20 protein-coding genes are annotated in these 21,900 nt (G+C 69.1%); 17 read left to right on the forward strand and 3 right to left on the reverse strand.

Features of this window, described 5'->3' with window-relative positions:
- The first annotated feature begins 101 nt into the window (after positions 1 to 101).
- The 9 genes from LOK55_RS07385 (at position 102) to typA (ending at position 12,334) form a co-directional block, all read left to right on the forward strand.
- On the forward strand, positions 102 to 1,031 hold the full coding sequence (locus LOK55_RS07385; protein WP_229934858.1) for an ABC transporter permease: 930 nt from the start codon (positions 102 to 104) through the stop codon (positions 1,029 to 1,031).
- Complete coding sequence (locus LOK55_RS07390) at positions 1,021 to 1,977, forward strand: ABC transporter permease (protein ID WP_196383755.1); 957 nt, start codon at positions 1,021 to 1,023, stop codon at positions 1,975 to 1,977. The genes LOK55_RS07385 and LOK55_RS07390 overlap by 11 nt, the downstream gene beginning before the upstream one ends.
- Complete coding sequence (locus LOK55_RS07395) at positions 1,974 to 3,656, forward strand: ABC transporter ATP-binding protein (RefSeq protein ID WP_229934859.1); 1,683 nt, start codon at positions 1,974 to 1,976, stop codon at positions 3,654 to 3,656. Before LOK55_RS07390 ends, LOK55_RS07395 begins: the two co-directional genes overlap by 4 nt.
- A gap of 101 nt (positions 3,657 to 3,757) precedes the next feature.
- Positions 3,758 to 4,312, forward strand: coding sequence for a PH domain-containing protein (locus LOK55_RS07400; RefSeq protein WP_229934860.1), 555 nt, complete (start codon positions 3,758 to 3,760; stop codon positions 4,310 to 4,312).
- Positions 4,313 to 4,550: 238 nt separating this feature from the next.
- The gene (locus tag LOK55_RS07405) at positions 4,551 to 5,534 is read left to right on the forward strand and encodes an ABC transporter permease (protein WP_229934861.1); all 984 of its coding nucleotides are present in this window, start codon (positions 4,551 to 4,553) and stop codon (positions 5,532 to 5,534) included.
- Positions 5,535 to 5,544: 10 nt separating this feature from the next.
- Positions 5,545 to 6,462: an ABC transporter permease gene (locus LOK55_RS07410; protein ID WP_229934902.1), complete on the forward strand. Its 918-nt coding sequence runs from the start codon at positions 5,545 to 5,547 to the stop codon at positions 6,460 to 6,462.
- Positions 6,455 to 8,590, forward strand: coding sequence for an ABC transporter ATP-binding protein (locus LOK55_RS07415; RefSeq protein ID WP_229934862.1), 2,136 nt, complete (start codon positions 6,455 to 6,457; stop codon positions 8,588 to 8,590). Before LOK55_RS07410 ends, LOK55_RS07415 begins: the two co-directional genes overlap by 8 nt.
- A 63-nt stretch (positions 8,591 to 8,653) precedes the next feature.
- Positions 8,654 to 10,336, forward strand: a complete 1,683-nt coding sequence (locus tag LOK55_RS07420; protein WP_229934863.1) for an ABC transporter family substrate-binding protein — start codon at positions 8,654 to 8,656, stop codon at positions 10,334 to 10,336.
- Between the two features lie 84 nt (positions 10,337 to 10,420).
- The gene (gene typA / locus LOK55_RS07425) at positions 10,421 to 12,334 is read left to right on the forward strand and encodes a translational GTPase TypA (RefSeq protein WP_229934864.1); all 1,914 of its coding nucleotides are present in this window, start codon (positions 10,421 to 10,423) and stop codon (positions 12,332 to 12,334) included.
- A 14-nt stretch (positions 12,335 to 12,348) separates the two neighbouring features.
- Here typA and LOK55_RS07430 read toward each other — a convergent pair whose 3' ends face one another.
- The gene (locus LOK55_RS07430) at positions 12,349 to 12,699 is read right to left on the reverse strand and encodes a DUF2200 domain-containing protein (protein WP_229934865.1); all 351 of its coding nucleotides are present in this window, start codon (positions 12,697 to 12,699) and stop codon (positions 12,349 to 12,351) included.
- Positions 12,700 to 12,868: 169 nt separating this feature from the next.
- Between LOK55_RS07430 and LOK55_RS07435 the strand changes: the two genes are divergently transcribed.
- The 8 genes from LOK55_RS07435 to LOK55_RS07470 all read left to right on the forward strand — a co-directional run bounded on the left by LOK55_RS07435 (position 12,869) and on the right by LOK55_RS07470 (position 20,118).
- Entirely contained in the window at positions 12,869 to 13,636 is a 768-nt protein-coding gene (locus LOK55_RS07435) for an AzlC family ABC transporter permease (protein ID WP_229934866.1), read from the forward strand.
- Entirely contained in the window at positions 13,633 to 13,947 is a 315-nt protein-coding gene (locus tag LOK55_RS07440; protein ID WP_196323678.1) for an AzlD domain-containing protein, read from the forward strand. Before LOK55_RS07435 ends, LOK55_RS07440 begins: the two co-directional genes overlap by 4 nt.
- Before the next feature lie 58 nt (positions 13,948 to 14,005).
- A complete protein-coding gene (locus LOK55_RS07445) occupies positions 14,006 to 14,404 on the forward strand; it encodes a histidinol dehydrogenase (RefSeq protein ID WP_229934867.1) in 399 nt (132 codons plus the stop codon).
- A gap of 55 nt (positions 14,405 to 14,459) precedes the next feature.
- A complete protein-coding gene (fdxA, locus tag LOK55_RS07450) occupies positions 14,460 to 14,780 on the forward strand; it encodes a ferredoxin (protein WP_229934868.1) in 321 nt (106 codons plus the stop codon).
- Positions 14,781 to 14,786: 6 nt separating this feature from the next.
- Positions 14,787 to 15,911 (forward strand): succinyldiaminopimelate transaminase, encoded by a 1,125-nt coding sequence (gene dapC / locus LOK55_RS07455; RefSeq protein WP_229934869.1) that lies wholly within the window; start codon positions 14,787 to 14,789, stop codon positions 15,909 to 15,911.
- A 100-nt stretch (positions 15,912 to 16,011) separates the two neighbouring features.
- Positions 16,012 to 17,304 carry a citrate synthase gene (locus tag LOK55_RS07460; RefSeq protein WP_229934870.1) on the forward strand — a complete coding sequence of 431 codons (1,293 nt, stop codon included), beginning with the start codon at positions 16,012 to 16,014 and terminating at the stop codon, positions 17,302 to 17,304.
- Between the two features lie 95 nt (positions 17,305 to 17,399).
- Positions 17,400 to 19,004, forward strand: a complete 1,605-nt coding sequence (locus tag LOK55_RS07465) for an L-lactate permease (RefSeq protein ID WP_141380390.1) — start codon at positions 17,400 to 17,402, stop codon at positions 19,002 to 19,004.
- 13 nt (positions 19,005 to 19,017) lie between these two features.
- A complete protein-coding gene (locus LOK55_RS07470; RefSeq protein ID WP_229934871.1) occupies positions 19,018 to 20,118 on the forward strand; it encodes a hypothetical protein in 1,101 nt (366 codons plus the stop codon).
- Here LOK55_RS07470 and ppk2 read toward each other — a convergent pair.
- Positions 20,096 to 20,893, reverse strand: coding sequence for a polyphosphate kinase 2 (gene ppk2, locus LOK55_RS07475; protein WP_374107631.1), 798 nt, complete (start codon positions 20,891 to 20,893; stop codon positions 20,096 to 20,098). The two genes, LOK55_RS07470 and ppk2, sit on opposite strands and share 23 nt — an antisense overlap.
- A 31-nt stretch (positions 20,894 to 20,924) precedes the next feature.
- Positions 20,925 to 21,869 carry a 2,3,4,5-tetrahydropyridine-2,6-dicarboxylate N-succinyltransferase gene (gene dapD, locus LOK55_RS07480; protein ID WP_229934873.1) on the reverse strand — a complete coding sequence of 315 codons (945 nt, stop codon included), beginning with the start codon at positions 21,867 to 21,869 and terminating at the stop codon, positions 20,925 to 20,927.
- Between the last annotated feature and the right edge of the window lie 31 nt (positions 21,870 to 21,900).

Genomic DNA, 21,900 nt, shown 5'->3' on the forward strand with positions numbered 1-21,900 from the left:
CCATCTGGCTCTCGCGTCCGCGCTCCCCGCGCGGCACGATGTTTCTCGCGGGTGACTCAGGCCGTGCCCGACGCGCCGCACCCCACATCTGAAGGAGAGGGATGTTCGGTTACATCCTCAGACGCCTGTTGCAGGTGATCCCCGTATTCTTCGGGGCCACACTGCTCATCTATTTCATGGTCTTCGCGCTGCCCGGAGACCCGATCATCGCCCTGTTCGGCGACAAGACGCCGAACCCGGCCGTCGTCGAGCAGCTGCGCGCGGAGTACCACCTCGATCAGCCGTTCATCGTGCAGTACTTCTACTACATCACCGGCATCTTCCAGGGGGACCTCGGCTCGACCTTCTCGGGCCAGTCGGTCAACGACGTGCTCGCCCGCACCCTCCCGGTCACGGCGCGCCTCGCCGTCATGGCCATCGCGATCGAGTTCACGCTGGCGATCATCATCGGCACGATCTCGGCGCTGCGCAAGGGCAAGTTTTTCGACAACACGATGCTCGTGATCGCGCTGATCTTCGTCGCGCTGCCGATCTTCGTGCTGAGCTTTCTCGCCCAGTACTTCCTCGCGATCCAATGGGGCTGGTTCAAACCTACCGTCGGCGCCCAGAACGACTGGGGCGACCTGTGGTTGCCGGCCATCGTGCTCGGCCTGAGCCTCTACGCGACGAGCATGCGCCTCATGCGGTCGTCGGTCATCGACACGCTCAACCAGGACTGGGTGCGCACCGCGTACAGCAAGGGGCTCACTCGCTCGCGCGTCGTGCCGGTGCACGTGCTGCGCAACTCGCTCATCCCTGTCATCACCAACTCCGCCACGAACTTCGGCGTGCTGCTGGTGGGTGCGACCGTGACCGAGGGCATCTTCAACGTGCCCGGCGTCGGCAACACCCTCTTCCACGCCGTGCAGAAGCACGAGGGGCCCACGGTCGTCTCGTTCGTCACGGTGTTCGTGATCATCTATGTGCTCGTCAACCTGGTCGTAGACCTGCTCTACGGCCTGCTCGATCCGAGGATCCGCTATGTCAAGTGATCTCAACGACCCCACGGGGGTGAACCACTACGTCGCTCCCGCCCCGACCACGACCCTCGTCGTCGATGCCGTCCGCGTCGACGAGAAGCCGAGCAACCTCTGGAGCGACGCGTGGCGCGACCTGCGCCGCCGCCCCGTGTTCTGGCTGAGCCTGCTGGTGGTGGCCATCGTCCTGCTCATGGCCATCTGGCCGACCCTGTTCACGCAGGTGCCGCCGAACAACGACTGCCAGCTGGCAAACAGCAACGGCGGCCCGACCGACGGGCATCCGCTCGGCTTCACGTTCCTCGGCTGCGACGTGTGGGCGCGCATGGTCTGGGGTGCGCGCACCTCGCTGACCGTCGGCCTGCTCGCGACGATCATCGGCACGGTCATCGGCCTCATCATGGGCGCGTTCGCCGGCTTCTACGGCGGCTGGCTCGACTCGCTGCTCTCGCGCATCGGCGACATCTTCTTCTCGATCCCGTACATCCTCGCGGCGATCGTCGTCATGAGCGTCTTCTCCACGAACCGCAACGTGTTCACGCTGGCGTTCGCGATCGGTGGCTTCGCCTGGGCATCCACGGCCCGTGTCGTGCGCGCCGAAGTGCTGCGCGTGCGTCAGGCCGACTTCGTCACCGCCTCCCGGGCGCTCGGCAAGTCGCGCTTCGGCACGCTCGTCAGCCACGTCGTGCCGAACGCGATCGCGCCGCTGCTGGTCATCACGACGATCTCGCTGGCCGCGGCGATCGTCGCCGAGGCGACGCTCGCGTTCCTCGGTGTCGGCCTCGGCAGCAACGTCATGTCCTGGGGCAACGACATCAGTGCCGCACAGCAGTCGCTGCGCGTCGCGCCGATGGCGCTCATCTACCCGTCGATCATCCTGACGGTGACGGTGCTGGCCTTCATCCTTCTGGGCGAGCTCATCCGCGACGCCCTCGACCCGAGAGCGAGGGCCCGCCGATGAACGCGACCTCACGCGAGCCGCTGCTGAGCGTGCGCGACCTGCACGTCGCGTTCGAGTCGCAGTCGGGCAGCCGCGAAGTGCTGCACAGCGTCACGTTCGACATCTTCCCGGGCGAGACCATCGCCATCGTGGGCGAGTCGGGGTCGGGCAAGTCGACGACCGCGTCGGCGATCATCCAGCTGCTTCCGGGCACCGGGCACGTGACGTCGGGCAGCATCATGCTCGGCGACGACGACCTGACGCTGTACAACCAGGCGCAGATGGCGAACATCCGGGGCCGTGAGATCGGCTACGTGCCGCAGGACCCGATGTCGAACCTCAACCCGGTGTGGTCGATCGGCTTCCAGGTGAAGGAGGCGGTGCGCGCCAACGGCATCGCGAGCGGCAAGAAGGAGATCGAGGCCCGCGCGGTAGAGGTGCTGAAGCAGGCGGGTCTGGCGGATGCCGAGAAGCGCATGCACCAGTACCCGCACCAGTTCTCGGGCGGCATGCGTCAGCGTGCGCTCATCGGCATCGGCCTCGCGGCCGACCCGAAGCTGCTGATCGCCGACGAGCCGACCTCGGCGCTCGACGTCACCGTGCAGCGCGTGATCCTCGACCACATGGCGAAGCTGACGCGCGAGAAGGGCACGTCGGTGCTCCTCATCACGCACGACCTGGGACTCGCCGCAGAGCGCGCCGAGCGGATCATCGTCATGAAGGACGGTGAGATCGTCGAGTCCGGCCCGAGTCGGCTCATCCTCGAGAACCCGCAGCACCCCTACACGCAGCGGCTCGTCGCGGCGGCACCCTCGATCGCCTCGCAGCGCATTCAAGCGGTCGTGGAGGATCGCGGCGTCACGACGGCCGCCGACATCGTCGACGCGACGCCGACCCTCCGCGTGCGCGAGCTGACCAAGGACTACAAGATCCGTCAGGGCAGCTTCCGCAGCGAGCCGTTCCGTGCCGTGGATGCCGTGTCGTTCGACATCCCGCGCGGCAAGACCCTCGCCCTCGTGGGCGAGTCGGGGTCGGGCAAGTCCACGGTCGCGAAGATGGTGCTGAAGCTCGAGGAGCCGACGTCGGGTGCGATCGAGATAGATGGCGTCGACGTTGCGGGGCTCTCGCGCAAAGAGACCTTCGCCCTGCGCCGTCGCATGCAGCCGGTGTTCCAGGACCCGTACGGCTCGCTCGACCCGATGCGCAACATCGGCAACACGATCGCCGAGCCGCTCGAGATCCACAAGGTCGGCGACGCCGCGTCGCGCCGCGCACGGGTGAAGGAGCTGCTCGACCAGGTGTCGCTGCCGCAGTCGCTCGCCGCGCGGTATGCGAACGAGCTGTCCGGTGGTCAGCGTCAGCGCGTCGCCATCGCGCGTGCGCTCGCGCTGAAGCCCGACATCGTCGTGCTCGACGAAGCCGTCTCGGCGCTCGACGTGCTGGTGCAGGACCAGATCCTGAAGCTGCTCGCCGACCTGCAGTCGGAGCTCGGGCTCACCTACCTGTTCATCACCCACGACCTCGCGGTCGTGCGGGTGGCGGCGGACCTCGTGTGCGTCATGGAGCGCGGCAAGATCGTCGAGCAGGGCACGGTCGACGAGATCTTCGCGAACCCGACCGAGGAGTACACCAAGCGCCTCCTCGACGCAATCCCCGGGGCATCCATCCCGCTCGGCGGGGGAGCGGCGGCCGGGCTCTGAGCGGGCGACGCTTCTCCGGCGCGGCGGGTGTCACCCCGCCGCGCCGGACCCTCCGCGCGACGTCGGGCACCATCGCACTGATCTTCGCGGGCGCCGTCGCGGTGCTGCTGCTCGGCGACGCGCTCGTGCGGGCGGGTGTCGTCGAGATGCTGCGCCTGGTGCCCTGGGTGCTGCTCGCCGTATGGGCGGTGTACGTGCTGCTCTACGCCTCGCACATCACCTTCGACCGCGAGGGCGCCACCGTGCAGAACTATCTGCGTATCACCCGGGTGCCCTGGCCGCGCGTGCGCGACATCGCGATGCGCTGGCAGGTCGTGTTCGGCCTCGACGACGGCTCGTCGCTGCCCGCCTACGGCGGCCCGGTGGCGGGTCGGCCGGGGCGCGCACCCCGCACCGACCGGACGCGGTCGGCCGGCACGGGCCCCGCCGACCCGTCACCGGGGCGCGCGGTGCCCGCCGCGCTGCGCGACGTCGCCGAACTGCGTGACGCCTGGCAGGGCGTGGATGCCTGGCAGTCGGGCGACGCCGCCGGGGCCCCCGCCGGTCGGGATGCCGGCGACCTCGGCATCCAGCGATCGTGGGATGTTCCCGCCCTCGCGGCTCTCGCCGTCATCGTGGTCGGCGCAGTGATCTCTGCGCTCAGCACGACCGCCTGAAAGTATCAGGATTGCCTATGAACGCCACCACGCACTGGTCATTTTGCGAAGGCGTGACCCAATGTTACGGTCGTGCAAAGACTCCACAGCACCGACGGTCGCAGCGTCGCGCCGGGGTTAGGGTCGAAGGATCGGGAGCCTCCATGCGTTCCCCGCACACGCTGCATCCCCTGATCTGATTCGACGAAAGAACGACGATGTGCACGTCTGACCCCCGGCAGGCCGCGAGGCCGGCTCAATGACCATCTACATCTTTCGGCGGTTCCTGAACTACGCCATCCTGAGCCTCATCGCGACGTGCATGGCGTACATCCTCGCGAGCATCGCGCTCGACCCCGCCGCGCGCTTCTACGGAATGAACCCGAGGCCGCCGCAGTCCTCGATCGACGCGTCGCTGGATGCCATGGGCGTGAACCCCGACGTGCCGATCCTCGTGCGGCTGTGGCACTGGCTGACGAACCTGTTCACCCAGTTCTCGCTCGGCACGACCGTGGGCGGCGCTCAGGTCACGAGCGAGATCGCCGCCCGATCGGGTGCGAGCCTGCGCCTGCTGCTGATCGGCTCGATCATCGGGGCGATCCTCGGCGTGGTCCTGGGCGTCTGGGGGGCGGTGCGCCAGTACCGCACGAGCGACCAGATCGTCACCTACGCGTCGTACCTCGTGTTCGCGACGCCGACCTTCGTCATCGGCGTGCTGCTCATGATCCTCGCGACCCAGTTCAACAACATCGTCGGGTCGCAAGTCATCACCTTCACCGGCGAATACACCGCCGGCATCAGCGGCAGCTGGTGGGATCTCGCCTGGGACAGGGCTGTGCATCTGCTCCTGCCGACCCTCGCGCTCGTGTTGATCGGGGCGGCGTCCTTCTCGCGCTACCAGCGCAGCGTGATGCTCGACGTGCTCGGCGCCGACTACATCCGCACGGCGCGGTCGAAGGGCCTGCCGCGCACGAAGGCGCTCATCCGTCACGGCGTGCGTCTGGCCCTCATCCCGATGTCGACGTTCTTCGCATACAGCTTCGGCACGCTCATCGCGGGATCCGCGATGCTCGAGATCGTCTTCAGTTGGCGCGGCATGGGCCAGTTCCAGATCGAGGCGATCCAGAAGAACGACATCAACGCGGTCGCCGGCGCGGCCCTGTTCGTCGCGGTGCTCTACCTGATCGCATCGACGCTGTCCGAAGTGCTCTACGCCGCACTCGACCCGAGGGTGAGGAGCTGACGTGTCCGTGATGCAGGAGAAGGCGATCGAGGAACCGCTCGAGACCGTCAGCGAGGTCACGATGACTCGCAAGCCGCTCTCGCGGTCGGGCCTCGTCTGGTTGCGCCTGAAAAAGATGCCGCGCTTCTGGATCGGCATCGTGGTCGTCGTCGCGATCATCCTCTGGGCGTTCGTGGGGCCCCTCGTCTACCCGTGGTCGATCACCGACCGGGACCCGCTCAACATGGGCATGGGTCCGACGATGATCCACTGGTTCGGCACCAACTCGATCGGCCAGGACATCTACGCCCAGACCCTCGCGGGCCTGCAGAAGTCGCTCGTCATCGGTCTGGTCGCCGGACCGACGGCCACGATCATCGCGGCGCTCGTGGGTTCGACGGCCGGATACATCGGCGGCTGGGTCGACCGGGTGATCCAGTGGATCATCCTGCTGCTGCTCGTCATCCCCGCCTTCTTCCTGTTCATCTTGCTGAGCCCCCTCATCAAGGGCCTGTCGTGGGTCGTGCTGATGTTCTACATCGCCCTGTTCAGCTGGATGATCATGGCGCAGGTCGTGCGATCTCAGACGAGGTCCCTGCGAAACCGCGACTTCGTGCGTGCGGCCCGGTACATGGGCGAGCCGACGCGCACGATCCTCACGCGGCACATCATCCCGAACATGGCATCGATCTTGATCATCGACGCGACGCTCGGCGTCGTCTCGGCGATCATGGCCGAGACGTCCCTCAGCTACTTCGGCTTCGGCATCCAGAAGCCCGACGTCTCCCTCGGCACGCTCCTGTCCGACGGCACCGCCGCGGCGGTGACGCGCCCGTGGCTGTTCGTCTTCCCCGCCTTCGTCCTCATCATCCTGCTGTTCGCCATCAGCCTCGTCGGCGATGCGCTGCGCGACGCGATCGACCCCACCTCTGGAATGAACCGTGACTGAGCCCGCCACCTTCGCCACCGCAACGCGCGAGCGGACGGGGACACCGCTCCTGTCGGTGCGCGACCTCAGCGTGACCTTCCCGCAGCGCGACGGCGCGCCCGTGCATGCCGTGCGTGGCATCTCGTACGACGTCCACCCGGGGGAGTTCCTCGGCATCGTCGGCGAATCCGGATCGGGCAAGTCGGTCTCGTCGCTCGCGATCATGGGTCTGCTGCCCTCGACGGCCGAGATCACCGGATCGATCGAGTTCGAGGGGCGCCCGCTGATCGGCCTCGACGACGCCAAGCTCTCTCGCATCCGCGGCAAAGAGCTCGCCATGGTCTTCCAGGACCCGCTGTCGGCATTGACGCCGGTCTACACGGTGGGCGACCAGATCAGCGAGGCGCTGCGCCTGCACGACTCGAAGCTGTCGGCGCAGGCCGCGGCGGCCCGTTCGGTCGAGCTGCTCAAGATCGTGGGCATCCCCGATGCCGAGCGGCGCGCGCGTGCCTTCCCGCACGAGTACTCCGGCGGCATGCGCCAGCGCGCGATGATCGCGATGGCGATCGCCAACGATCCGAAGGTCATCCTCGCCGACGAACCGACGACCGCGCTCGATGTCACCATCCAGGCGCAGATCCTCGACGTCCTCGAGAAGGCGAAGGAGATCACCGGGGCATCCGTGGTGCTCATCACCCACGACCTCGGCGTCGTCGCCGGGCATGCCGATCGTGTCGGTGTGATGTACGCGGGCAAGATGGTCGAGCTCGGCACGACCGCCGAGGTGTTCGCGGCGCCGCAGATGCCGTACACGATCGGTCTGCTGCGATCGGTGCCCAACATGCTCACCGCCGGCACCCAGCGGCTCGTCCCGCTCGAGGGGCGCCCGCCGTCCCTCGCGAACCTGCCGAAGGGATGCCCCTTCGCCGCCCGCTGCCCGATCGCGGTCGACGCGTGCCGAGAGGTCGAGCCCTCGCTCGTCGCGCACGATCCGGCCTCGCCGACCCATGTCTCCGCGTGCATCCGCGCCGGAGAGATCGTGGACGGCGAGCTGGTGCGGGCGGAGGTGTTCCCCCGCCCCGAGCCGCTTCCGGCCGAAGAGCGCGCCGAGACCGATCAGCAGCCGGTGCTTGAGGTGTCCGACCTCACACGGCACTTCCCGTTGATGCGCGGTTCGGTGTTCCCGCGACGCGTCGGCACGGTGCGCGCCGTCGACGGGGTGTCGTTCACGCTTCGCCCCGGGCGCACGCTCGGCCTCGTGGGAGAGTCGGGGTGCGGCAAGACGACGACGATCCTCGAGGTGATGGAGATGACCGCCCCGCAGTCGGGGTCGATCCGCATCGAGGGCGTCGATGTCTCCGAGGCGTCGAAGAAGGAGATCAAGAACCTCCGGCGCGACGTGCAGATCGTCTTCCAGGACCCGATGGGCGCGATCGACCCGCGCCTCCCGGTCGGCGAGGTGATCACGGAGCCGCTGCGCGTGCAGGGCGTTTCGAAGTCCGAACGCGACGAGCGCGTCGCGGAGCTGCTCGACCTCGTGGGGCTCGACCCCGCGATGGCCGACCGGTATCCGCACGAGTTCTCCGGCGGCCAGCGCCAGCGCATCGGCATCGCCCGCGCCCTCTCGACCAACCCCGCCGTGCTGATCCTCGACGAACCCGTCTCGGCGCTCGACGTGTCGATCCAGGCGGGCGTCATCAACCTGCTCGAAGACCTGGGGGAGCGCCTCGGCCTGTCCTACCTCTTCGTCGCGCACGACCTCGCGGTCGTCCGGCAGATCGCCGACGACGTCGCCGTGATGTACCTCGGCGTGATCGTCGAGCAGGGGCCCGTCGCCGAGGTGTTCACGAATCCGCGACATCCCTACACGAAGGCGCTCATCTCGGCGGCGCCCATTCCCGATCCCGAGATCGAGCGTGGACGCACCCGGATCCTCCTCAACGGCGACCTGCCGAGCCCGACGCAGGAGATCAGCGGATGCCGATTCCGCACCCGCTGCCCGCTATACGCGCTGCTCGACGAGCCCGCGCAGGAGCTGTGCCGCGCATCCGACCCCCAGCTCACCCCGCACGGCCGATCGAAGGTGGCCTGCCACCACGCCGACCGGTCCGAGCTGGTGCGTGACGAGGCCCTGGCCGCCGCGTCGTGACAGACCCCCGGCGCGTGCACCACGTCGCCCGGGCCCCCAGAAGGTAACGAGAGGAAAGATCACATGAGGACACGGAGTGCAAAGGCACTCGGCGCCGTCGCGATGCTCAGCGCAGCCGCGATGCTGTTCGCCGGGTGTGCCGCAGGCAACACCGCGCCCAGCACGACCGACAGCCCGGCAGCGGCGCTGCCGACGGTCGACTGGGATGCCGCCGACGCCGGTGACGTCCAGGACGGGGGCGCGCTGAACCTCGCCGTCGGTTCCCTGCCCGTCAACTACAACAACTCGCAGATCGACGGCAACGACGTCGACACCAACACGCTGCTCTCGCCCACGCAGGGCGGCCCGCTGCGCATCACCACCGACGGTTCGAGCGAGGTCAACCCCGACTACGCGTCGTCGGTGGAGCTCGTGAGCGATGACCCCCAGGTCGTCGAGATCAAGCTGAACCCCAAGGCGGTCTGGGAAGACGGCACGCCGATCACCGTCGCCGACTACGAGGCCACCTGGAAGGCGCTCAACGGCAGCAACGAGGCCTACCAGGTCGTCTCGACGACCGGGTGGGACCAGATCGGCTCGGTCGAGCAGGGCTCGGACGAGTTCGACGTGAAGGTCACCTTCAGCTCGGTGTTCGCCGACTGGCAGAGCCTGTTCGGCGGCACGGTGCTGCCCGCTGCCATCGCGAACGACCCGACGGCCTTCAACACGGGGTACACCGCGAAGGCGATGCCGTCGTACGGCCCGTACGTGATCTCGAACATCGATCAGACCGGCCAGGTCGTCACCCTGACGCCCAACCCGGTGTGGTGGGGCGAGAAGCCGAAGCTCGACACGATCCTCTTCAAGGTGGTCAGCCAGGCCCAGCAGGGCTCGTCGTTCGCCAACAAGGAGATCGACGCGCTGTACATCTCGGCCAACGCCGACCTGTACGCCACCGCGCAGTCGCGTGAGGACGCCGAGATCCAGGCCACGAACGGCCTCACCTGGACCCACGTGACGATGAACGCCAAGGAGGGCCCGCTGTCGGACGTCAACGTCCGCAAGGCCGTGGCATCCGTCGTCAACCGCGAGCAGATCTCGTCGGCGGCGAACACCCCCGTCGGCGTTCCCGCCGTCACGCAGGGCGACTACATCTTCATGAACGGCCAGAAGGGCTACCAGGACAAGGCGCTGCCGCACGACACCGCCGCGGCCGAGGGCTTCATGAAGGACGCCGGCTACACGAAGGACGGCGACAGCTGGACGAAGGACGGCGAGGCGCTCAAGCTCACGATCACGGTTCCCGCCGACACCGCGACGAACATCCAGCGCTCCGAGCAGGTGCAGGCCGACCTCGGCGAGTTCGGCATCCCGGTCGAGCTGACGACGGTTCCGGCCGCGCAGTACTTCAGCGACTACGTGATCCCGGGCAACTTCGAGATGGTCTCCTTCTCGTGGCAGGGCACGCCCTTCCCGATCTCGTCCAAAGAGGCGTTGTTCTACCCGCTCGACTCGGGCCAGAACTTCACCGGCACGACCGACGAGAAGCTCGGCGACCTGTGGACGAAGGCGAACGCCGAACTCGACCCCGACAAGCGCATCGAGATCGCGAACGAGATCAACGACACCATCTGGTCGTACGTGCCGATGTTCCCGATCGCGCCGCTGCCGAACGTCTGGGCGGTCAAGCAGGGCCTCGTCAACTACGGTGCGGCGATGTTCGGCTACTTGCCGGTCGACTGGACGATCGTCGGCTGGAAGAAGTGAGGCCTGACCGTCATTGACGGTCACGCCTTGTAGAATGGGATGCGCTCCGCTCGGGGCGCATCCCATTCTTTCGTTAGGTCACCCATGGCGCACGCCCTCCGTCCGGATCTCCGCAACGTCGCGATCGTCGCGCACGTCGATCACGGCAAGACGACGCTCGTCGACGCCATGCTCCGTCAGACCGGCTCGTTCGGCTCGCACGAGCACATGGAAGAGCGTGCCATGGACTCGAACGACCTCGAGCGCGAAAAGGGCATCACGATCCTCGCCAAGAACACGGCGATCACCTACAACGGCGTCCACACCGACACCCCCGTGACGATCAACGTGATCGACACCCCCGGTCACGCCGACTTCGGCGGCGAGGTCGAGCGCGGCCTGTCGATGGTCGACGGCGTGGTGCTGCTCGTGGATGCCTCGGAGGGCCCGCTTCCGCAGACCCGCTTCGTGCTGCGCAAGGCGCTCGAGGCGAAGCTCCCGGTCATCCTGCTGGTCAACAAGACCGACCGCCCCGACGCGCGCATCGCCGAGGTCGAGGAGGAGGCGCACGACCTGCTGCTGGGCCTCGCCGGCGACCTCGTCGACGATGTGCCCGACCTCGACGTCGACGCGCTCCTCGACGTGCCGGTCGTCTACGCCTCCGGGCGCGCCGGCGCGGCATCCCGCACCCGTCCGGAGAACGGCACGCTGCCCGACAACGACGACCTCGAGCCGCTGTTCGAGGCGATCCTCGAGCACGTGCCCGCCCCGGCCTACGACGACGAGGCGCCGCTGCAGGCGTGGGTGACGAACCTCGACTCGTCGCCGTTCCTCGGGCGCCTGGCGCTGCTGCGCGTGTTCAACGGCACGCTGAAGAAGGGCCAGACCGTCGCCTGGGTGCGCCACGACGGCTCGCACTCCAACGCCCGCATCACCGAACTGCTGAAGACCCGCGCCCTCGACCGCTACCCGGCCGAGTCGGCGGGCCCCGGCGACATCGTCGCCATCGCCGGCATCGAAGACATCACGATCGGCGAGACCATCGCCGACCCCGAAGACGTGCGGGCGCTTCCCGCGATCACGGTCGACGACCCCGCGATCTCGATGACGATCGGCACGAACACCTCGCCCCTCATGGGCAAGGTGAAGGGACACAAGCTGACCGCGCGCATGGTGAAGGACCGCCTCGACCGCGAGCTCATCGGCAATGTGTCGCTCAAGGTCGTCGACATCGGACGTCCGGATGCCTGGGAGGTGCAGGGCCGCGGCGAGCTCGCGCTCGCGATCCTCGTCGAGAACATGCGCCGCGAAGGCTTCGAGCTGACCGTCGGCAAGCCCCAGGTGGTCACTCGCAAGGGTGAGGACGGCAAGGTCAAGGAGCCGTTCGAGCACCTGACGATCGACGCGCCCGAAGAGCACCTCGGTGCGATCACGCAGCTGATGGCGGCGCGCAAGGGCCGGATGGACACGATGACCAACCACGGCACCGGCTGGGTGCGCATGGAGTTCGTCGTCCCCTCGCGCGGCCTCATCGGCTTCCGCAGCGAGTTCCTCACGATCACGCGCGGAACCGGTATCGCCAACGCGATCTCGCACGGCTACGACGACTGGGCCGGTCAGATCACGACTCGCCAGAACGGCTCGATCGTCGCCGACCGCTCGGGTGTCGTGACGCCGTTCGCGATGATCGCGCTGCAGGAACGCATGTCGTTCTTCGTGCAGCCGACCGAAGAGGTCTACGAGGGCATGGTCATCGGCGAGAACTCGCGCGCCGACGACATGGACGTGAACATCACCAAGGAGAAGAAGCTCACGAACATGCGTTCGTCGACGTCCGACTCCTTCGAGTCGATGACGCCGCCGCGCGTGCTGACCCTCGAGGAGTCGCTCGAGTTCGCGCGCGACGACGAATGCGTCGAGGTCACGCCCGAGAAGGTGCGCATCCGCAAGGTCGTGCTGGATGCCACGGAGCGCGGCCGCGCCACGGCGCGCGCGAAGCGCCAGGACGCGAACGCCTGAGCGCGGGGCGCGCGTCAGGCGCGGAGGACCTCGTCCATCGCCTTGCCGCGCGCGACCTCGTCGACGAGCTTGTCGAGGTAGCGGATCCGCTGCATCAGGGGATCCTCGATCTCCTCGACGCGCACGCCGCAGATCCCACCCGTGATGAGGCGCGCGTTCGGGTTCAGATCGGCGTCCGCGAAGAAGTCGCGGAAGGTCGTGTCGGATGCCACGTGAGCGTCGATCTCGTCCTGCGTGAAGCCGGTCAGCCAGCGGATCGCGCCGTCGACCTCGGCCTTCGAGCGCCCCTTCCGCTCCACCTTCTGGATGTACAGCGGGTACACCTTCGCGAAAGGCATCCCGTAGAGGCGCTCGTTCCGGTCCATGCCCACCAGCGTACGCGCCGACGCCGTCTGGCCCCGGGCCCCGCGCCCCGGCGCAACTGCAAGGCCTCGACGCCGACACGCCGTGGTCCGAGCGCCCCGCGCGGCGTGTCGCGCCGAATCCCTTGCAGTTCGGGCGGGCGGGCTCTGCCAGGTCGGTAGGCTCAGGCAGGTGACCACTGACGCCGCCTCCCGCCGCGCGCGGCGGGAGGGGCTCGGGGTCGCGCTCGCCACGAGCGCCTACGGCATCTCGTTCGGTGCGTTGGCCGTGGTATCCGGGCTCGACATCTGGCAGACCTGCGTGCTCAGTCTCGTGATGTTCACCGGGGGGTCGCAGTTCGCCTTCATCGGCGTGATCGGCGCCGGGGGAGTGGCGGCCGCCCCCGCCGCGATCGCCTCGTCGGGCCTCCTGGGCGTGCGGAACGTCGCGTACGGCCTGCGGATGGCACCGGTGGTCGGCACGTCGCCGTGGCGCCGGATCGTCGCCCCGCACTTCACGATCGACGAGTCGACGGCGGTCGCGCTCGCACACGAAGAGCCGAAGGCGCGCCGGCTCGGATTCTGGGTGACCGGCGTCGGCATCTATCTCGGCTGGAACCTCACGACCCTCCTTGGCGCGCTCCTCGGCGACGTGCTCGGCGACCCGAAGCAGTACGGACTGGATGCCGCGGCGGCCGCGGCCTTCCTCGCGCTGCTGTGGCCGCGCCTGCGGCAGCGGCAGGCCATCGCCGTCGGCGTGGCGGCGGCTGTCGTCGCGACCGTGCTGACGCCGGTGCTCCTCCCCGGCATCCCCGTGCTGATCGCCGCGCTCGTCGCCGTCGTCGTCGGGTGGACGAACTGGTTCGCCCCGCGGCGCCCGCCGAGGCCGGCGGGTCAGCCGCGCACCGACGCGGGCGGTGACCCGCAGGGTCCCGGGGGAGAGCTGGAGGGACTGCCGTGACCCTCTGGACGGCCGTGCTCGTGGCATCCCTGCTCTGCTTCGCGCTCAAGGCGCTCGGGTATCTGATCCCGCCGCGGTGGTTCGCCGCGCCCGCACCGTCGCGCATCATCGACCTGCTGACCGTGGCGCTTCTCGCCGCCCTGGTCGCCGTGCAGACGCTCGGCGTCGGCCAGCAGATCGTCGTGGATGCCCGGGTGCCGGCGCTGCTCGTCGCCGCCGGGCTGCTCATGGTGCGGGCGCCGTTCCTCGTGGTCGTGGTCGCCGCGGCGGTCGTCGCCGCGTTGCTGCGGCTGTGGGGGCTCGCCGCGTAGCGCCGGGGGCCGCGCCGCGCGCGGGGCGGCGCGGATGCCTGTCGCCTAAGCTGGCCGCGTGGGATTCTCCTGGGCGCGCGTGGGCACGTGGATCGTCGCCGGCGTGATCGGCATCGTCTACGGCGTCGCCGGCACGATCGGTCAGGCCGCGACGTGGGGACCGGTGCCGCTCGGGCTCGTCATCGCCGTGATCGGCGTCGGCGCGCTGATGCTCGCCGTCCGCACCCTCACCGACGACCGCTGGGCGGCGCTCGCCTGCGGACTGGGCGTCATGCTCGCTACGCTCGTGTTCTCCGGCCGCGGGCCGGGCGGGTCGATCGTCGTGCCCGCGCCCGCTGAGGGGCAGTTCTCCACCGGCGTCGTCTGGACGATCGCCGTGCCGCTGCTCGCCGCGATCATCGTCGGCTGGCCGTCGCGCTCCGGCCGGCGGGACACGCCCGCGCCCCCCAGCGCGTAGACGCGCGACGCCGGACGCGGAACCCGCCGAGCGGACGACGAACTAGACTCGAGGGGTGACGTACGTGATCGCCCTGCCCTGCGTGGATGTGAAGGACCGTGCCTGCATCGACGAATGCCCTGTCGACTGCATCTACGAGGGCGAGCGCTCCCTTTACATCCACCCGGATGAGTGCGTCGACTGCGGCGCCTGCGAACCGGTCTGCCCCGTCGAGGCGATCTACTACGAGGACGACCTGCCCGAAGAGTGGCAGGACTACTACACGGCCAACGTGGAGTTTTTCGAGGACATCGGCTCGCCCGGCGGCGCCGCGAAGGTCGGCGTGATCGCGAAGGACCACCCCATCATCGCCGCGCTCCCGCCGCAGGGACACTGACCTCGGATGGCCGTCCGCGACCTCGACGAGTACCCGTGGGACGCCGTCGCTCCCTACGCGCGCCGCGCCGCGGAGCACCCCGGCGGCCTCGTCGACCTGTCGATCGGATCGCCGGTCGACCCGACGCCCGACGTCGTCGCCGACGCGCTCCGTGCCGCGACCGACGCGCACGCGTACCCGCAAACGGTCGGCACGCCGGCCCTGCGCGAGGCGATCGCCGCCTGGTATGCGCGCCGGCGGGGCGTGCCGGGGCTGGATGCCTCGGAGGTGCTCCCCACCGTCGGCTCGAAGGAGCTCGTCGCGCTGCTGCCGCTGCTGCTCGGACTCGCTGAGGGTGACATCGTCGTGCACCCCCGCGCGGCGTATCCGACCTACGCCGTCGGCGCGAAGCTCGTCGGCGCCACACCCGTCGCCGCAGACGACCCGGCGACCTGGCCGGAGGGGACGCGCCTCGTCTGGCTGAACACGCCCGGCAACCCCGACGGGCGGGTGCTCGACGTCGAGGCGCTCCGCGCCGCCGTCGGCCGGGCGCGCGAGCTCGGCGCGGTCATCGTCTCCGACGAGTGCTACGCGGAGCTCGGATGGGACGGTGCCTGGGCGAGCGAGCCCGTGCCGAGCATCCTCGACCCCCGCGTGACGGACGGCGATCGCCGAGGCATCCTGTCGGTGTATTCGCTCAGCAAGCAGTCGAACCTCGCAGGGTATCGCGCCGCGTTCCTCGCCGGCGACGCGACACTCGTCGCGAGCCTGCTCACGGTGCGGAAGCACCTCGGGCTCATGCTGCCGGCCCCTGTGCAGGCGGCGATGACGGCGGCGCTCGGCGACGACGCGCACGTCGCGGCGCAGCGGGAGCGCTACCGTGCCCGCCGCGAGGTGCTGAAGCTCGCGCTCGAGAACGCCGGATTCCGCATCGACCACTCCGAGGGCGGGCTGTACCTCTGGGCGACCGAGGGTCGGGATGCCTGGGACACGATGGGCGCGCTCGCGGAGCGCGGCATCCTGGCCGGCCCCGGGCACTTCTACGGCGAGCACTACCCGCAGCACGTGCGGTTCTCGCTCACCGCGACCGACGAGCGCATCGCGGAAGCCGCGCGGCGACTGTCGGCGGCGCAGGCTTCGCAGACTTCGTAGGTTTCCTCGGAGGCATCCGGCCGTCCTTTGGCGGAGATCTGAGTAGGCCGCGACGACTATTAGGCTGTAAAGGATCCCTCGACCACTGCAAGGAGGCTTCGTGAGCGACACGGGCACCCCCCAGACCGCGACCGTCACCGTCGGCGACAAGACCGCCGAGCTGCCGATCCTCGCCGGCACCGAGGGCGTTCCCAGCGTCGACTTCGCGACGTTCACGAGGCAGACGGGGCACACCGCGCTCGACTATGGCTTCGTGAACACCGCGGCCACGAAGTCGGCGATCACGTTCATCGACGGCGACCAGGGGATCCTCCGCTACCGCGGTTACCCGATCGAGCAGCTCGCGAAGAACAGCACCTACCTCGAGGTGGCCTGGCTGCTGCTCTACGGCGAACTGCCGACGACCGACCAGCTGGGCGAGTGGGACGACAAGATCCGCCACCACACGCTGCTGCACGAAGACCTGAAGCGCTTCTTCTCGTCGCTGCCGCACACGGCGCACCCGATGTCGGTGCTCTCGGCCGCGACCGCGGCGCTCTCGACCTATTACGAGGGCCAGTCCGACCCCGACAACCCCGAGCACGTCGAGCTGAACACGATCCGTCTGCTGGCGAAGCTGCCCGTGATCGCCGCGTATGCGCACAAGAAGTCGATCGGTCAGGCGTTCCTCTACCCGGACAACTCGCTGAGCTTCGTCGACAACTTCCTGAAGCTGAACTTCGGCAACCTGGCCGAGGTGTACGAGGTGAACCCGGTCACCTCGCGCGCGCTCGAGCGTCTGCTGATCCTGCACGAGGACCACGAGCAGAACGCGTCGACCTCGACGGTGCGCCTCGTCGGCTCGACGGGTGCCAACCAGTTCTCGTCGATCTCGGCGGGCATCAACGCGCTCTACGGCCCGCTGCACGGCGGCGCGAACGAAGCCGTGCTCGACATGCTGGCGCGCATCCGCGACTCGGGCGAGAGCGTGCAGCGCTTCGTCGAGCGCGTGAAGAACAAGGAAGACGGCGTGAAGCTGATGGGCTTCGGGCACCGCGTCTACAAGAATTACGACCCCCGCGCGAGGCTCGTCAAGGAGTCGGCCGACGAGATCCTCGCCGAGCTGGGCGTGCACGATCCGCTGCTCGACCTCGCGCAGGAGCTCGAGCAGGTCGCCCTCGAGGACGACTACTTCAAGGAGCGTCGGCTTTACCCGAACGTCGACTTCTACACCGGCGTCATCTACAAGGCGATGGGATTTCCCACCCGCATGTTCACGCCGCTGTTCGCGATCGGCCGCCTTCCCGGCTGGCTCGCGCACTGGACCGAGATGCAGAACGACCCGCAGACCAAGATCGGCCGCCCGCAGCAGCTCTACATCGGCGCGGGCGAGCGGACCTACCCCGGTCTCTGACCGGCGGGCGCGACCTCCGCACGCGCAGCGGTCGAGTGCTCTAGTCTGACCTCGCGCCCCGTCGCCTTCGGCGCGGCGCCAGAAGGGGGTCGGCCATGTGGACGCAGACCGTCGATCCGTTCGGGTCGCTGTGGCTCTCCGCGCTCGTCGCGGCGATCCCGATCGTCGTGTTCCTCGCCGGCCTCGTCGTCTTCAAGCTGAGCGGCATCACCGCCGCGCTCGTCGCCCTGGCGACCCAGATCGTCGTCGCGATGCTGCCGTTCCACATGCCCGCCACAGCCGTCGCGGGCGCGGGGCTGCTCGGTCTGCTGACCGCGATCTGGCCCATCGCCTACATCATCGTGATGGCGGTCTGGCTGTACAAACTCGCCGATGCGAGTGGTCGCTTCGACGTCATCCGAGCCTCCATCGGCGGGGTCTCGCCCGACCAGCGCGTCCAGGTGCTCCTCATCAGCTTCGCGTTCGGCGGGTTCCTCGAGGGTGCCGCGGGGTTCGGCGTGCCGATCGCGATCTGTGCGGCGCTTCTCGTCCAGCTCGGATTCCGGCCGGTGAAGGCCGCGATGATCTCACTCGTCGCGAATGCGGGCGCCGGGGCGTACGGCGCGATCGGCATCCCCGTCATCGTCGGGGCGCAGGTGAGCGGGCTCGACGTGCTGGAGCTCTCCCGCGCCATGGTGCTCATGCTCCAGCCGCTGACCCTCGTCATCCCCTTCGTCCTCGTGGCGATCCTCGATGGCCGGCGGGGCCTGCGCGAGACCTGGCCGATGGCGCTCGTGGTCACCCTGGTCTTCAGCGGTGTCCAGGCATCCGTCCTCTGGTTCCTCGGCCCGGAACTCGCCGACCTCGGTGCCGGGCTCGCCGCGATGGTCGCCATCTTCCTGTTCGGGCGCGTCTGGCAGCCCACGCGGACCTACCGCGAAGACGGGGGGACGGCGCCGGAGCCGGAGCGCCACTCGTTGCGCGAGATCGCGGCGGCGTGGAGTCCGTTCTACATCTTGACGGCGTTCATCCTCGTGTGGAGCCTGCCCGTCTTCAAAGATCTGTTCGCCGCGGGCGGCGCGCTGTCCGCAAGCGTCCTGTCGGTGCCCATCCCGGGGCTCACGGGCGAGGTCACGACCTCGTCGGGGAGCGTCGTCACAGCGACCTGGAGCTTCACCCCGCTGAATGCGACCGGCACCGCCATCCTCCTCGCGGTGCTCGTGACCTTCTTCACCACCGCGACGCTGCGCGCCTCCGATCTCTGGCGCGAGCTGCGCAACACCCTCACCGAGCTCTGGCGCGCGCTGGTGCTGATCGCGCTGATCCTCATGCTCGCGAACATCGCGAACTACGCGGGCGCCTCGACCGCGATGGGCTACGCGCTGGCGGCCGCCGGTCCGGTCTTCCCGCTCCTCGCCCCGATCATCGGGTGGATCGGCGTCTTCCTCACCGGGTCGGTCGTCAACAACAACACGCTCTTCGCGCCGCTGCAGGTCGCGACCGCCGACAAGCTGTCGGTCGACCCGTCGCTCTTCGTGGCCGCCAACACCGCCGGCGGCAACACGGCCAAGGTCATCTCGCCGCAGTCGATCGCGATCGCGGCGGGTGCGGTGGGTCTGTCCGGTCGAGAGAGCGAGATCCTCCGGGCATCCATCCTCTACAGCCTCGGCATGCTCGCGTTCGTGTGCGTGTGGAGCTTCGTGCTGTCGCTGGTGACGTGAGGTGGAGGAGGCGATGAGTTCCCGGCTGTGCGACGGCCCACGCGGACGGCGCGTCGTGATCGAGCTGGTTCGAGACCTTCTGCCGGAAGAGATGCGTCGCGGATTGTTCGAGCTCGCGTACCGGGCCGACGTGGCCGCGGGCGCGGCAGTGACGCGCTTGACCTTCCGTCGCGTGGGGGACGACGGTGGGCAGACGCCGTCCGTGCCGTCACCGGATCAGCTCGCCGACGCGATCCGGGCTCTCGGGTCGCTGCGTCCCGACGGGGAGGAGCTGGTGGAGTCGGTGCGGCGGTCGGTCGACACCGCCCGGTACTGGCAGGCGGCTGACGGCGACGATCTCGTGGCCGCCGATCCCGTCGTCACCTCGGCACTGGCCGATGTCGGCGCGGGCCTGGCCCGGCAGCCGGATGCCGCATGGTGGCAGCGCGACCGCAGCATCGAGCAGTGGGCGGTCGAGTTCGATCCGGACGGCGACGGAGCGCCGTTCGACCCCGCGCCGGGTGGCGTGCAGCGGTGGCGTGAACGCACCGAAGCCGGGGAGTCGCGCGCCCGCATCGACCGACCGGCCGACCCGACGGCCGGGTGGAGCGGGGATTGGTGGTCGCACCCGTGGGGTGCGCCGCACACGACCGGTGTTCTGAGCTCGGGCCTGCCCGCCGGCATCCCGTACGTCGAGGACGGATTCGGATGGACCCGCGCCGTGGCGATTCCGGTGCGGGGTGCCGGTCGGACGTACGAGATCCACGGCGCGGCGGACTGGGCGCACCTGTGCCGCACGTACCCGCTCGACGTGACGAACAGCCGCCGCCACGACTGGTACCGGGTCACGGGGCGGGGCGGCCGGTGGCTGCTGCCGGATTGGTCGCGCGTCGCGGACGACTGGGACGCCGTGCATCTCAGCGGCTGGGGCTATCTCACCGCCGCCACGCGCGAGATCGTGGTGGATGCCGAGTACTCGAGCGTCATCGGCGGGTGGGGTCCCGATGAAACCTACTGGCTGACCGGGAAGGTGCGCGAGATCGACGAGCCGCGCGTGCACTGGGACGCCGAGGAGCGAGGCGATCCGTGGCGGCGCGTCGACGGAGACGGGCTCAGCCGGCGCCCCGCGCGATGACCTCGGCGGCGTAGTCGGGCACGTAGTTCTGCAGCTCGCGCGGCGGCCGCTCGTACCCGCCCGAGGCGGGACGCTCGGGGATGTCGATGGGCTCGCGCTCCACCGGCTGGTAGGGGATCTGCGACAGCAGATGGTGGATCATGTTGATCCGGCCGCGGCGCTTGTCGTCGTTGTCGACCTCGAACCAGCGTGCTTCGGGGATGTCGGTGTGCACCACCATCGTGTCCTTCGCTCGCGAATAGTCCTCCCACTTGGTGATCGACAGGATGTCGTTGGGGGAGAGCTTCCAGCGCCGCATCGGATCTTCGTTGCGCGAGCGGAACCGCGCCTCCTGCTCGACGTCGGACACGCTGAACCAGTACTTCAGCAGCAGGATGCCGTCTTCGACGAGCATCCGCTCGAAGATCGGCGCCTGATGCAGGAACCGGTGGTACTCCATGTTCGTGCAGTAGCCCATGACGTGCTCGACCCCCGCGCGGTTGTACCAGGAGCGATCCATCAGCACGATCTCGCCCGCGGCCGGCAGATTCGCCACGTACCGCTGGAAGTACCACTGGGTCTTCTCGCGCTCGGTCGGGGTCGGCAGCGCCACGACGCGCGCGACGCGCGGGTTGAGGTACTGCGAGACGCGGCTGATGGTCGAGCCCTTGCCCGCGGCATCCCGCCCCTCGAAGATGACGACGACCCGCGCGCCGGTGGACTGCACCCACGCCTGCATATCGACGAGCCGGGCCTGCAAGGCCTTCAGCTCCTTCTCATACGCCTTCTTCGGCATCCGCTCGCTCATGTGTCGAGCGTAGCGGTGCTCAGGCGTGCAGGGCCTCGTTGAGCCTGACGCCCGTGCCCTCGCGGCGCACGGCCTCGACCGCCCCGGAGAGCGAGTTGCGGCGGAAGAGGATGCCGTTCTGACCCGACAGTTGCGCGCCCTTGACCACGGGGCGCGAGCCGTCGTGCAGGGGCGCCTCGTTCGGCAGCACGATCTTCGATCCGGCCGTGACGTACAGGCCCGCCTCGACGATGCAGTCGTCGCCGAGCGAGATGCCGATGCCGGCGTTCGCGCCGAGGAGGGTCCGAGCGCCGATGGAGACGCGATGCGTGCCGCCGCCCGAGAGGGTGCCCATGATGGATGCCCCGCCGCCGATGTCGGACCCGTCGCCGACCGTGACGCCCTGCGAGATGCGCCCCTCGACCATCGAGGCGCCGAGGGTGCCCGCGTTGAAGTTCACGAAGCCCTCGTGCATGACGGTCGTGCCGGGCGCGAGGTGGGCGCCGAGGCGCACGCGCGAGGCATCCGCGATGCGCACCCCCGCCGGCACGACATAGTCGGTGAGCCGCGGGAACTTGTCGAGCCCCTGCAGCTGGACGCCGGCGCGCTGCAGCCGCGGGCGCAGCCGCGCGAACGCGTCGGGGTGGACCGGTCCGGCGTTCGTCCAGGCGACGTTCGGGAGGTGCGCGAAGATGCCGGTGAGGTTCAGCTCGTTCGGGGCGACGAGCAGGTGCGACAGTGCGTGCAGGCGCAGGTAGGCGTCGCTCGTGGCCTGCGGCGGGGCATCCAGGTCGATCTCGACGACGACCGTCTCGACGGTGACATCGCGGCGCTCGTCGGGCCCTGCCTGCGCGTCGAGCGCGGCGGTGTCGGGCTCGGCGGGGGCGCGGCCGGTGGCGGGAGAGGGGAACCAGGTGTCGAGGACGGTGCCGTCACCGGCGATCGTGGCGAGGCCTGCCCCCCAGATCCAACGCTGTTCAGTCATGCCTCCCAGCGTATCGGCGACGCGGCGCTGG

This window comes from Microbacterium sp. F2E (genome assembly GCF_020905435.1).
GTDB classification, from domain to species: Bacteria; Actinomycetota; Actinomycetes; order Actinomycetales; family Microbacteriaceae; genus Microbacterium; species Microbacterium lacticum.

What these genes read in the sequence shown, in the direction of transcription:
- LOK55_RS07410 (WP_229934902.1), top strand. Translation starts at nt 5,545, where the DNA reads ATGCAGGAGAAGGCGATCGAGGAACCGCTCGAGACCGTCAGCGAGGTC.
- dapD (WP_229934873.1), bottom strand. Translation starts at nt 21,869, where the DNA reads ATGACTGAACAGCGTTGGATCTGGGGGGCAGGCCTCGCCACGATCGCC.
- LOK55_RS07395 (WP_229934859.1), top strand. Translation starts at nt 1,974, where the DNA reads ATGAACGCGACCTCACGCGAGCCGCTGCTGAGCGTGCGCGACCTGCAC.
- LOK55_RS07390 (WP_196383755.1), top strand. Translation starts at nt 1,021, where the DNA reads ATGTCAAGTGATCTCAACGACCCCACGGGGGTGAACCACTACGTCGCT.
- LOK55_RS07420 (WP_229934863.1), top strand. Translation starts at nt 8,654, where the DNA reads ATGAGGACACGGAGTGCAAAGGCACTCGGCGCCGTCGCGATGCTCAGC.
- ppk2 (WP_374107631.1), bottom strand. Translation starts at nt 20,893, where the DNA reads ATGCCGAAGAAGGCGTATGAGAAGGAGCTGAAGGCCTTGCAGGCCCGG.
- LOK55_RS07465 (WP_141380390.1), top strand. Translation starts at nt 17,400, where the DNA reads ATGTGGACGCAGACCGTCGATCCGTTCGGGTCGCTGTGGCTCTCCGCG.
- LOK55_RS07470 (WP_229934871.1), top strand. Translation starts at nt 19,018, where the DNA reads ATGAGTTCCCGGCTGTGCGACGGCCCACGCGGACGGCGCGTCGTGATC.
- LOK55_RS07405 (WP_229934861.1), top strand. Translation starts at nt 4,551, where the DNA reads ATGACCATCTACATCTTTCGGCGGTTCCTGAACTACGCCATCCTGAGC.
- dapC (WP_229934869.1), top strand. Translation starts at nt 14,787, where the DNA reads ATGGCCGTCCGCGACCTCGACGAGTACCCGTGGGACGCCGTCGCTCCC.
- typA (WP_229934864.1), top strand. Translation starts at nt 10,421, where the DNA reads ATGGCGCACGCCCTCCGTCCGGATCTCCGCAACGTCGCGATCGTCGCG.
- LOK55_RS07430 (WP_229934865.1), bottom strand. Translation starts at nt 12,699, where the DNA reads ATGGACCGGAACGAGCGCCTCTACGGGATGCCTTTCGCGAAGGTGTAC.
- LOK55_RS07385 (WP_229934858.1), top strand. Translation starts at nt 102, where the DNA reads ATGTTCGGTTACATCCTCAGACGCCTGTTGCAGGTGATCCCCGTATTC.